This is a genomic window from Kitasatospora sp. NPDC051914 (assembly GCF_040680995.1).
Lineage (GTDB): Bacteria > Actinomycetota > Actinomycetes > Streptomycetales > Streptomycetaceae > Kitasatospora.
Genome location: NZ_JBFAXX010000083.1, coordinates 16,954 through 28,619 on the forward strand (window position 1 = coordinate 16,954; position 11,666 = coordinate 28,619).

At 69.9% G+C, this 11,666-nt stretch carries 11 protein-coding genes and 1 pseudogene; 5 read left to right on the forward strand and 7 right to left on the reverse strand.

The features are described 5' to 3' along the window. Positions 1–64: 64 nt before the first annotated feature. The 4 genes from AB0M03_RS35260 to AB0M03_RS35275 form a co-directional block, all read right to left on the reverse strand. Positions 65–2,419: a bifunctional diguanylate cyclase/phosphodiesterase gene (locus tag AB0M03_RS35260; protein ID WP_363499590.1), complete on the reverse strand. Its 2,355-nt coding sequence runs from the start codon at positions 2,417–2,419 to the stop codon at positions 65–67. 385 nt (positions 2,420–2,804) lie between these two features. Then, complete coding sequence (locus AB0M03_RS35265; protein WP_363499592.1) at positions 2,805–3,074, reverse strand: transposase family protein; 270 nt, start codon at positions 3,072–3,074, stop codon at positions 2,805–2,807. 396 nt (positions 3,075–3,470) lie between these two features. After that, positions 3,471–4,568: a hypothetical protein gene (locus tag AB0M03_RS35270; RefSeq protein ID WP_363499594.1), complete on the reverse strand. Its 1,098-nt coding sequence runs from the start codon at positions 4,566–4,568 to the stop codon at positions 3,471–3,473. A gap of 986 nt (positions 4,569–5,554) precedes the next feature. Then, on the reverse strand, positions 5,555–5,809 hold the full coding sequence (locus AB0M03_RS35275; RefSeq protein WP_363499608.1) for a hypothetical protein: 255 nt from the start codon (positions 5,807–5,809) through the stop codon (positions 5,555–5,557). Between AB0M03_RS35275 and AB0M03_RS35280 the strand changes: the two genes are divergently transcribed. After that, positions 5,747–5,878 carry a hypothetical protein gene (locus AB0M03_RS35280; RefSeq protein WP_363499610.1) on the forward strand — a complete coding sequence of 44 codons (132 nt, stop codon included), beginning with the start codon at positions 5,747–5,749 and terminating at the stop codon, positions 5,876–5,878. The genes AB0M03_RS35275 and AB0M03_RS35280 overlap by 63 nt on opposite strands. A 548-nt stretch (positions 5,879–6,426) precedes the next feature. After that, entirely contained in the window at positions 6,427–7,191 is a 765-nt protein-coding gene (locus tag AB0M03_RS35285) for a hypothetical protein (protein ID WP_363499596.1), read from the forward strand. 276 nt (positions 7,192–7,467) lie between these two features. Here the strand turns inward: AB0M03_RS35285 and AB0M03_RS35290 are convergent, their stop codons facing one another. Then, positions 7,468–8,367, reverse strand: coding sequence for a helix-turn-helix transcriptional regulator (locus AB0M03_RS35290; protein WP_363499598.1), 900 nt, complete (start codon positions 8,365–8,367; stop codon positions 7,468–7,470). A gap of 197 nt (positions 8,368–8,564) precedes the next feature. On the opposite strand from AB0M03_RS35290, the gene AB0M03_RS35295 reads away from it, so the two are divergent. Then, complete coding sequence (locus AB0M03_RS35295) at positions 8,565–8,999, forward strand: nuclear transport factor 2 family protein (protein ID WP_363499600.1); 435 nt, start codon at positions 8,565–8,567, stop codon at positions 8,997–8,999. A 160-nt stretch (positions 9,000–9,159) separates the two neighbouring features. Then, complete coding sequence (locus tag AB0M03_RS35300) at positions 9,160–10,011, forward strand: SDR family oxidoreductase (RefSeq protein ID WP_363499602.1); 852 nt, start codon at positions 9,160–9,162, stop codon at positions 10,009–10,011. Between the two features lie 291 nt (positions 10,012–10,302). Here AB0M03_RS35300 and AB0M03_RS35305 read toward each other — a convergent pair whose 3' ends face one another. Then, complete coding sequence (locus tag AB0M03_RS35305; protein ID WP_363499604.1) at positions 10,303–10,761, reverse strand: MarR family transcriptional regulator; 459 nt, start codon at positions 10,759–10,761, stop codon at positions 10,303–10,305. Between the two features lie 62 nt (positions 10,762–10,823). Here AB0M03_RS35305 and AB0M03_RS35310 point away from each other — a divergent pair, with 62 nt between their 5' ends. Continuing rightward, a complete protein-coding gene (locus tag AB0M03_RS35310; RefSeq protein ID WP_363499606.1) occupies positions 10,824–11,192 on the forward strand; it encodes a VOC family protein in 369 nt (122 codons plus the stop codon). Between the two features lie 179 nt (positions 11,193–11,371). Here the strand turns inward: AB0M03_RS35310 and AB0M03_RS35315 are convergent. After that, positions 11,372–11,584 (reverse strand): annotated as a pseudogene (locus tag AB0M03_RS35315) (transposase); the annotation flags it as partial. Positions 11,585–11,666: the final 82 nt, after the last annotated feature.

Sequence of the window (11,666 nt, forward strand, 5' to 3'; positions counted from 1 at the left end):
GACGGGGGCGGGGTGGGGGAGCGGGTCCCGTCACCCTCACGCACGGTGGGCAGCCACGGTCCCATTAGGCGTTCGGCCGGGGCAGGCCCTTCGATCGCGCCAGGAGGTGCCATTCCATCACGCGCCCCGTCATGGGCTGGCCGAAGCGGAAGCCCTGGGCCTGTGGACAGCCGAGGGCGCGGAGGCGGTCGGCCTGCTCACGGGTGTCGACACCCTCCGCGACGATGTCCAGGCCGAGGCCGCGGCCGAGGTCGACGACGGCCCGCAGCAGAAGGTCGTCCCGGGCCGTTCCGGTGCTTCGCACGACGCGGGCGTCGATCTTGAAGACGTCGACCGGGACGTCGCGCAGACGGGTGAGGACGGCTCCGGACCCGAAGCCGCCGACGGAGATGCGGACACCCCGTCCGCGGACCGTCGCGAGCTGGGCCGCGGCGGCCTCCCCGTCGCCGCTGAACGCGCCCTCGCTGATCCCGAGAACTAGAGAGCCGGCGTCCAGCCCGCTCTCCCGGAGGGCGTCGGCCACCGTGTCGGCGAACCCCGGGTCCCGTAGCTGGCGATCTGAGACGTTGATCAGGATGTAGATCTCCCGATGCGAGGGGAGCACCTCGTGCCAGCGGCGGGTCTGAAGGCACGCCTGCCGCATCAGCCAGGCGCCGATCGGAACGATCGCGCCCGTCTCCTCGGCGATCGGGATGAACTCGTCGGGCGGGACGGGCCCGCCGTGGGGCCGCGCCCAGCGCAGGAGGGCCTCCACCGCGGACACGTCGCCCGTGGCCAGCTCGACCACCGGCTGGTAGTACACCAGCAGTTCGTTACGGCTGAGGGCGCTCCCCAGGGGATCGGCCACCCGGGCGTGGGGTCGGGAGGTGTGCTGCATGTGCGGCTCGAAGAGCACCATGCGGTTCTTCCCCTCCGCCTTGGCCAGGTAGAGCGCGACGTCGGCGTCCCGCAGCGTGTCCGTCGCCCTGGTCGGCTCCCGGATCAGTCGGGCGCCCACACTCGCGGTCACCTCGATCGAGTGGTGGTCACCGACGACAAACGGGTCCCTGAACTGTCCGAGGATCCGCTCGACGTACTCGCCCAGGTCGTCCTCGCCGAGCTCTTCCACCACCACCGCGAACTCGTCGCCGCCCAGCCGGGCGACCAGATCGCCGCCGCGCACGCCGCCCAGCAGCCGGTGAGCGGCGGCGATCAGCAGCTTGTCACCGGTCGGGTGGCCGAGGGTGTCGTTGACGTCCTTGAAACCGTCGAGGTCCAGCAGCAGGAGCAGCCCGGCGGACGGCGGGACCGGGTGCCGCCGGACCACTGTTTCCAGCCTCTCCCCGAACAGCAGCCGGTTGGCCAGGCCGGTCAACGGATCATGGAAGGCCTGGTGGCTGAGCCGTTGCTGGAGCATCGACTGCTCACGCAGCGACTCCTCCAGGGCGCGAGCCCGCCCACGCGCCTCGGCCGCTCTGGCCTGGGCGTAGCGGGCCAGCAGGCTGACGCGCAGCACCAGCAGCACGGCGAGTGCGGCCATGATGCCCACCAGGACCGCGATGTGCGTGGCGTCGTCCCTGATCCCCCTGACGTTGCACACCACGATCGTCGGCCCCACCAGGGCGAGCCCGAGCATGGCGGCCAGCCTGGGACGGGAGAGGACCAGCGTTCCGCTCTCCTGCGGCGGCGCCCTCCGGGCCACCGACGGGTGCAAAGCCGCTGCCCCCAGACAGGCGTAGGAGACCATCCAGCCCACCTCGGAGACGCTTTCCCCGATCGCGCTCCCGGTGGTTGCCACCGTCCCGTAGTACAGGGCGTCGGCACCGAGGGTCGTCACCAGCCAGCCGACCAGCAACAGGAAGGAGGGGCCGCGGGGGCCCGCCGTCAGCACCAGACGGGCCGCCAGGCACAGCAGAACCAAGTCGGTCACCGGATAGGCCACCGTCACCGCGAGTGACAATGGGGGGAGCCGGCTGCGGGTGTAGGGGCCGAGGATGAAGACCCAGGACAGCGTGGCGAATCCCAGCGTGACGATTCCCGCGTCCAGCAGGCCGGCCCAGCCCGCCCGGCCAGCCGGGCGGGCGGTGAGCATCAACAGACCGGCGGCGAACAGGAGATAGGCGACGAGGTACAGGCTGTCGACCGGCCCTGGGAACGGCACCTCCTCCCCGCGCACCTGGTACGCCCCCCAGACCGCGTCTGCGGCGGCGTAGGGGACCGTGCCCGCGGCCAGCACGTACCAGGCGGCGGCCGGGGCCGGCCCGTGCATGCGCACCCCCGCCACGATCGCGGGGCACGTCGCCGCCGACAGCATCACGGGCAGGACGAACCGGACGGAGGAGGGCGTGAGCGCGAACGCCACGATCAGCACGGTGCCGGCCACCAGGAACGCCCACCATGCGTCGTCGCGGCGGCTCCACCGGCCGCGAAGCCAGCCCATACGCCCTCCTCATCACCAGGCCGGGTGTTCAGAACAGGCGGGCCCGCGGGGGCCACCGGCTCGGAGGCATCGGACCGGACACCTCCAGCCAAGGGCCAACACCCCGAGATCGCAAACCAGGGCCCCCGTCCGACCACCGGTCAACCGGGCTGGCTGGGAGCCACGGTCCGTCACCGCGGCCTCGGCCCGGTCGTCCGGGAAGAACTGAGCACCGGCCAGTCCAGATCACGCAGGGGCGTGGCGACGGGGCCGGTGCGGACTCCCGGCCGAGCCGGGCCCCGAAAGGCGGGCGTCCGGTCGGAGGCGACATGACAGCGCCACACGACGGCCGAGCAGGCGACGGCGGCTACCGTCCGCATGCGTATGAATTCTGTGAAGTGGCACACTATTGACTTGAAACGCTAAACCGCGCGCAGAGCCGGGCCAGGGCATGCTGTGGCGCCTCGGCGGCCCACTGCCCGATCGCCCGGAACGACCGGGCGCCGGTCAGCACCGCGCTGGCGGCGACCAGTACCACGCTCACCAACGGGTGACGCAGACCGCGCCGGTCCCGCGGATCCGGCAGCAACGCCAGCCGCTCCACCAGACCGGCGCCTTCACCGAGTTGACGCACGGATGGGACAGCAAGGCAGCAGGTGGCAGACTGGCGGCACATCGAGGCTCCGACTGGAGAGTGACGGGTAAGGTCACCTCTTCAACCGGAGCCTCGATGCGTCCGCAACGGCCCGACGCCGGCCCCGCACACCGCCGTGACCTGCATATTCGCATGATCACCAGGGCTATGAATCAGCCCTGTCCCCGGGGGTAGGGCTTCCTGGGGGACGGCAGCCGGTCCACGGGGCGGTGACGGTCCGGGCGGGCACACCGGCAGCGCTCGGACGAGCCGGACAGGCCGCTCACCGCGGGCGCAGTGGGCATCGGGGAGGCCCCGTGCGAGCAGGACACCGCATCAACGGGTCCGGCCGAAGACGTCGGACCCCGCGCCATCTGGGTCCCAGACGGGCGCTCCCCGTCAGAGGGCCGGCCACGACGGCATCGGCTCTCCGCGGCGTCAGGGCTTGCGCAACAGGCGGGTGGAGAGGGATGGCGGGGTGAGCTCGTGCTGGAGCGAAACCGGCACCTCGACCCGGGTGGTCCCGCTGACCACGGTCAGGGTGCCGACCCGTCTTCCCGCACCGCCGCCGTGCGGGACGCCGGTCGTGTTCAGGGTGGCCGCCGCCGTGAGCCCGGGCCAGCCGGCGACCGTGACGTCCCGATCGGCGACGATCGGCACGGTGGAGCCGAGCCCGTCGTCGACCCGGCCGACGACCTGCCCCTTCGTGACGACCGTCTGCTCGGTCAGGCCTTTCCTGATCGACTTGATGGCCTTCAGGCTCGGCGGTTGAGCGGCCAGGGCGTCCGGCATGGTCTTGACGAACGGCTGGCGCAGCGTGACGCCGATGATGGTGCGCCGGGTGCCGGCGACGTCCTTGACCGCCGCCCACATCAGCGCGGACTGGGCTGCGGAGGACGACCCCGTCTTGACGCCGATCACCGTGCCGGCCTCGGAGGCTACCAGGTGGTTCGTGTTGGTGACGAGCTCGCCGTCGAACCTGGTGCTCGGCTCGGCCACGATCTCCCGGAAGGCGTCGTTCTTCATCACCTCCTCGGCGAGCTTGAGCTGGTCCGCGGCGGTGCTCTTGGTGTCGTTGTCGTAGCCGGCCGGGTCCGCGTAGGTGGTGTCGGCCATGCCGAGCCGCTTCGCCTCGGCGTTCATCTTGGTGATGAATGCCTGCTCCGATCCGGCGTCCCAACGGGCCAGGAGCCGGGCGACGTTGTTCGCGGAGGGGAGCATCAGGAGCTCCAGCGCCTGGCGTTGAGTGATCTTCTGGCCCTCGGTCAGCCGGGCGTGGGACTCGTCCCCCGCGTACTGGGCCCCGGCCTTGTCGACCGTGATCACCGGACCGCTCTCGCCGGGCTTCAGCGGGTGCGCCTTCAAGATGAGGTTGGCGTTCATCACCTTGGTCACCGAGGCGATCGACACCGGAACCTGCTCACCGGACGTACCGAGCGAGCCGACCCCGATCACCGAGGCGGCCGACTGCCCCTGCGTGGGCCAGTCGACGACCGGCTTCTCACCCGGGAACTCGACCGAACCCGGTAGCGTCATCGTCGCCTTCGTCGCAGGCAGCGGCCGCATCAGCTGGAACCCGACACCCGCACCCAGCACCAGAACGGCGCAGGCGGCCGCAGCCACCACCCGACGGGCGGTCCTACGGGGGGAACGCCCGGAGGCCGACGGTTCGGCGGCGGACACGGGTCCGACGTCCTGCGGTGCGTCGGCCGGATGCGCCGCTACGGGTGCGGGGACGGTCGGGGCAGGTTCGGGCGACGGCTCGACAGCGGGCGCCTCCTTCCCCTCGGCCCTCTTGTCGATCCGCAAGGACACAGTGGCGTCGGGGGTGGTGGTGGTCTTCGGAGCCGTCGGCGTGCCGGCTGTCCGGTCGGCGGCGGTCTTGTGCGCGGTGCCTGTTGGGGGCTGCACCGTTGCGCCAGTTGCGGCGGCAGGCTTCGTCGCCCCGGACCCGTCCGCGGGCTCGTCGCCGGAGGTCAGGGGCTTCGCCCCGGGCGCGGAATCGCCCTTGACGCCGATCCGCAGCTGCACTGTCGCATTCCCAGCGGCGGACGGCTCCGTCTCCTCAGGGGTGCCATCGGCGGGCGCGGCCGCGACTGCGTCGTCCGCTGTCTCGTGGTCGGTCTCCGGTGTGCCGCGCTGCGGCCGGGTGACCGACGGGGCACCCGCCCCGGTGTTCCCGGCCGTACGGCCTGTCGTGGTGGCGTTCGGTAACGCAGGCGTGGCCGCGGATTCGAGCACGGCGAGTCCCTCCGTGGTGAAGTGGTGTTTGTCGGTCTACACGCCACATCCTGGTGTCAGGTTGCACCCCGGGAGCACGAACCCCCTGGTCCCGGCCACCGAGCGGGCCGACAGCCCGTGGCGAGCAGCCCCGCACGCTTGCCGTTCGACGATGTCGGGCAGCAGCGGGTGGGGCGAGGATCGAACGAGCGCTCCGCGCTCAGGGGCCAGCGGCTGCGGGAGGCAGGAGGAGGGACACAGTCCGGGTGGACTTCCGGCCGGGACCACGAGTTCTCCACGCCCTACCCGGCAGGCCGTGCTCGGTGCCCGGTGCTGGGACCCGTGTGCCGCACGCCTGCCCGGGGCACGTTTCGTGGGCGGAGGGCCCCCGGGTAGGGAGGAGAGACCGGCCGCCGCTCCTTGCAGGCGACGTGCTCGGCGAGCCAAGCCGTCAGCTTGTCCGCGTCCGCGACGCTGCACTCACGGAAGCCCAGGTGCCCGCGGATCTGCGCCCGGTGGTACTCGACCGTCCGACCGCTCCACTCGTACGCGTCCAGCTCGGACGCGGGCACCTGTACCTGCCGGGCGACGAACTCCACCGCCTCACCATCCGCCAGGGCCGGTAGCGGTTCCGTGAAGTCCAGGTGGCGGGCGCGGCCGATGCTAATTCGACGCGCTTCGACAGCGATGTCCGCAGGTGAAAGAAGTGTGTCTTCCTGCGCAGAGCCTTGCTGTCCAGACGGCCCGTCATTACTGTCCACAGTCGCAAGCGCTTCGACACTTCGCACCTGCGTCTGGCAAACCCGGTGCTTGGAAGCAAGGAACCCGAGCACCGTTCCCGCGTTCTTGAGCGCGCCACCTCGACGACACGAGCCACCCACCATCGCGAGCAGCACCGGCATGCGAACGGTGCGAAGGTGTCAACACGTCAGCTGACTGACCGTCTCGGCCGCCTCGCTTTCGGCGGGGACTCCAACTGCGAGCAGTGGAAGGAAGCACTTCGCCCAGGGTCGGCCATCGAGCCGAGCAGTCGGCCGACTGCGCAAGTACCACGGGACGGCGCTGGGTCGCGCCGTCCCGAGCCCGGACTCGCCGCGAGCGACACCTCGCGGCGCCGGAGTCCGCCACCAGACCGGGGGTCCCAAACAACCCATCGCCGTCCTTGGAGGGACACATGAGATGGCAAGCCATTAAATCCATCAGCAGCAAGTCGACCGGGTTCGGTCGGCTGGCCGTGATAGGCGCCGTGATCGCCGGGTTCCTGAGCTTCGCGTCTCCGGCGCAGGCCCAGGTGGCCTACACCTGCGACCAGTGGGGTTCGTACACCCAGGGCAGCTGGACGATCTACAACGACATCTGGGGCAAGAACGCCGGCCCGCAGTGCCTGACCGTCAACAGCATCAAGTCCTGGTACGTCGACGCCAACCACTCCGGCGGCGGGATCAAGTCCTACCCGAACACCGGGGTCCGGCCCCAGACGCCGCTGTCGCAGTTGAACTCGGCGGGCTTCTGGTACAACACGTCGTCCGCTCCCGTTGCCGGCAGTGACTGGTGGAACTGGACGAGCGACATCTGGTCGACCGGCAACCAGGACGAGATCATGGTTTTCACCAGCTGGTCCGGAACGGCAGGCGGCTGGGGAAGGCAGATCGCGTCCAACGTGACCATCGGCGGCATCCGGTACGCGTCGGTCTGGCAGGCCGATCCCGGCTGGAACGTCCTGCAGCTCATCCCCGCCCAGCAGACCAACACCGGCACCATCGACGCCTCGGCCGTCTGGCGATGGGCCGCGTCACAGAACCTCCTGCGCAACACTACCTTCGACACGATGCAGTTCGGCATCGAGATCACCTCGACCAGCGGCGTGCAGAAGCGGTACTCGCTGAACGCCTACAGCGCCTGGTGGAGCAACACCTCCGGCGGCGGATCAACCATCTAGCCGCAATACGCGCGACACGACGGTGCACTCCGTCCGCGCACAGAGACGAACGTCGGAGCGATTCCCAAACGCGTACCTTGCCGCCGGGCCTCGAACGACAGATTCCGGCGGCAAGGTTTGCGGAGTCCTCGAACCCAGGCGGGGTGGAGGTGGCCTCGGGCCCGGCGGGTGGTGACGCAGCGTGTGCGTAGGCGTTGGTTGGTGGGGTTGCGGAAGCCGTGGGCGGCTCGCGCGGCGAGCTTGATCATGCGGTTGATGCCTTCGGTCTCGGTGTCGTCAGGGCTGCCGGGTCGACGGTTTGCTCGTGGATTGCGCGTTCTGCTCCAGTCCGTTTGCGGCGGACCAGCTGGCGAGCAGCTTCAGGCCGTCCTCGGCGGCGGTCCCGGGCGGCGCGCTGTAGACGACCACGCTCAGGCCGCTCCCGTCCGGCAGGCTCATGGTCTCCTGGTCGAGTTCCAGGTCGCCGACGAGCGGATGGTTGAGGCGTTTGGTGCTCTCGCGGAAGACATGCACGTCGTGGGATCCCCACATCACGCGGAAGGTGTCGCTACGGGTGGACAGTTCACCGATCAGGTTCGACAGTTCCCGGTCGTAAGGGCTCTTCCCCGCCTCGACGCGCAGCGCGCCCACGGCGAAGCGGGTCATGCGCTCCCAGTCGGTGTAGAACCGCCTGGCTGCTGGATTGAAGAACGCGAACCGGGCGACGTTCGCCCCGCAGGTCGCATCGGCGTACATCTCCGAGTACAGGGCCCGGCCCAGTGGGTTGGCGGCCAGCACATCGAGGCGGTTGTTCATCACGTATGCCGGCATCCCCGGCATGCCTTCGACGATCCGCGCCACGCTCGGCCTCACCGTCGGCCGGATCTCCCGCTGCCGTGCCCGCGCCCCCGGCGCCGGCCCGGCAGCGCGGGCGAGGTCGTACAGGTACATGCGCTCGGTGGCATCCAGCCGCAGGGCGCGGGCCAGGGCGTCCAGCACGCTGTCGGAGACACCTTGGAGGTTGCCGCGCTCCAGGCGCGTGTAGTACTCGACGCTGACCCCGGCGAGCGTGGCGACCTCTCCCCTGCGCAGTCCGGGCACCCGCCGCTGACCGTAGGTCGGCAGACCCGCCTGCTCGGGGGTGATCTTGTCGCGTCGGGAGCGGAGGAAAGCACTGACTGCGTCCCGGTTGTCCATGACGACAGGGTAGGCAGGCCACGCGAGCGGTGGGGGACCCTGCCAGTACCCCTCACAGCAGAAACTCCCCCGTCACGCCCCTCTGCCGTTGCATGGTGCGTGCCCCGATCCTCTGGGGCCCGACCGGTGCGAGGACACATGTGCCCCCGGGCCGGCCGACCTTTCCAGTACCGGAACAAAACCGAAGGGCACGCAAGATGAGCAACCAGATGAAGACGCCGGCGGAGAGCCCCGCGCAGGTCGTGCGAGGGCTGTATGACGCGCTGAGCAAGGGCGACGTGCCGGGTGTCCTGGCCAAGCTCACCCCCGAGGTGATCGTCGACGAGCCGACCCAGCTCCCCTACGGCGGCGTGCACCAGGGCCGCGAGGTGTTCGTGCAGTCGATCCTGGGCGCGATGATGGGCTACGCCAACGTAGCCATCACCGATGCCGAGGTGTTCGAAGGCCCGGCCGGCGTCATCGGAAGGCTCACCGGAACGCTCACGGCCCACACCACCGGTGAGGAGTTCCCGCTGACCATGGTCGAGATCCACCAGGTCGAGGACGGCACGGTGCGCAAGATCGACGTCTACACCAAGAACCCCCACGAGCTCGCCGCGTTCTACGCGCGCGCCGAGGCGGGCACCCGCTGACGACGGCACCTCGACAAGATTCCGGCCGAGTCGCCCCACGACAGCGCGAGCAACTCGGCCGACTCATCCCCAGCCCAGGCCCAGGCCGTCGCATCGATGACCCCTGTCCGCATCAGCGACACCGCGACCAGCCACGCGCACCACACAACGAAGGAAAATCATGACCACCACCTGGTTCATCACCGGCACCTCCTCAGGCTTCGGGCGACTGCTCACCGAACACCTGCTGGCCCGTGGCGACCGCGTTGCCGCCACGCTCCGCCGGCCCGAGGCTCTCGATGACCTCCGCGCCGAGCACGGCGACCGGCTCTGGACCGCCCGGCTCGATGTCACCGACACCGAGCGAGTGCGTCGCGTCGTCGACGAGGCGTTCGAGGCCCTCGGCACGATCGACGTCGTCGTCAACAACGCCAGCTACGGCCTTCTCGCGTCCGTCGAAGAGGCGTCCGACGAACAGATCGGCCGCGTCATCGACACCAACCTGCTCGGCTCGATCCAGGTCATCCGTGCCGCCCTCCCGCACCTGCGCGCCCAGGCCCGAGGCCGCATCCTGCAGGTGTCCACCGCGGGCGGTCAGACGACCTACCCCAGCCTCGGCTACTACCACGCCTCCAAGTGGGGCATCGAGGGGTTCTGCGAGACCGTCGCCCGCGAGATCGCGCCGTTCGGCCTGGCCCTGACCATCATCGAGCCGGGCGCGGCCCCCACAAGCTTCGGCACGTCGCTGGACATCGCCCCGCCCCTGCCCGAGTACGAGAACACCCCCGCGGCCGACACCCGGCAGGCGTTCCTCGGCGGCCGCTTCCCGGTGCCCAACAGCGCAGAGAAGCTCACGGAGGCGATGATCGACCTCGTCGACTCCGGCGCGACCTCGCTCCGCCTCCCGCTCGGCCCCGACACCTACGAAGACGTCCGCGCCGCCCTCACCGGCCGGCTCGCCGAACACGAGGCTCACCGCGACGTCGCCCACTCAGTGGCGGCCGGGTCTCGACCTCGGCGGGACGCTCGCTGATCATCACCTCGAGCGTGACGCGACCGGCCGCCCTCGGGCGGGTGCGCGCGAGGAACCCGCAGAGCACACCTGGTCCGTAGGCACGTGACCAGCTCACGGCCGAGCGCGCATCGGGGTGGTCGACCGGCAGCCACTTGGTTATCCGGACCCCATGCCGTCGCCCGACGCCGGTCGTGACGACGGTGCTTGTTCCGCCCTTTCCCCTGCTCGGTCGTGGGACCGGCCACCGGGTTGCGGTCCGGAGCCTCGCCAGCCGGTCCTGGACGAACGCACGCAGCCGCTCGTCGGTCGCTATCCGCCGTCGTTGCCGTCGCGCAGGGAATGGATCATGCTCTGCAGGAGCCGGAACGCGTCTGACTGCTCGGCCTCGGTCATGCCGGACAGCATTCTGACCTCGATCGACCGGACCGCTACCGTCGCCTTCTCCAGGCTGCGCCGGCCGCGAGGCGTGAGCCGCGCGGGCAGCACCTTCCCGACGGGCGCCTGTGCGGGCCTGGTCACGTAGCCCTCTCGTTCCAGGGCCTGGAGCAGCACATTCATCGACTGCCGTGTCACGAACGCGCCCCGCGCGAGCTCGGAGTTCGACAAGCCCGGCCGTTGAGCCAGCAGTTCCAGGCAGGAGTACTGCGTCACGCTCATCCCCAGTGGCCGCAGCACCTCCTCCATGGCTACGCGCAGAGCGCTCGACGCCTCTTTCAGCAGGTAGCCCAGTGATTTGTCCAGGTCGATGCCAGCACCGTTTTGACTCATGTCAGGATTCTGACATACATTGCCTGTGTCAGGAATCTGACACGATCAGAAGGAGCATCGCCATGCCCGCCACCGGCCCCGACTTCATCTCGCTCCAAGTGCGCGACCTCGACGCCTCACAGGCGTTCTACGAGCAGTACCTGGGCCTCGTCCGCTCGCCGGCCGGACCTCCGCACGCCGTCGTCTTCGAGACGAAGCCGATCGCGTTCGCACTCCGCGACGTCATTCCCGGCACCGACCTCGCCTCCGTTGCCCAGCCCGGCATCGGTGTCGCGATCTGGCTCCACGCCACCGACGTCCAGGCCATCCACGACGCTCTCGTCGCCGACGGCCACACCATCGTCTCCGCACCGATCGACGGCCCCTTCGGCCGGACCTTCACCTTCGCCGACCCCGACGGCTACCAGGTCACGCTCCACGACCGCACCTGATCGACCAAACACCACCGGACGATCACCAGCGGGTTGCGCCCTAGGCTCATGCGTGACGCCACCTTCTGCCGCGATGAGCCGACAATGGCGAGACAGCAAGGAGGCAAGCAACGGATGCTTGGCTATGGGTGTGACGGCCGGGGTCTGTCCAGTGAACGGTGTAACTCGGGTGGGTTGAGTTAGCGGCGGCCGGCGGAGAGTCGGCCGTCGAAGGCGATCTCGAAGGCGTTGAGTGCGGCCTTCCAGCGGGTCATCCAGCGTTTGCGGCCGGCTCCGGTGGGGTCGAGGGACATGATCGCCATGTAGACGCATTTCAGGGCCGCCTGCTCGTTCGGGAAGTGCCCGCGCGAGCGGACGGCCTTGCGGATGCGGGCGTTGACGGACTCGAAGCTCTCTTGTCAACCGGTCGCGGGGAGTGAGCTTGGCGAGGCGCGTCGGCGGGCTTCGTCCTTCCACATGTGGCGGATGATCACG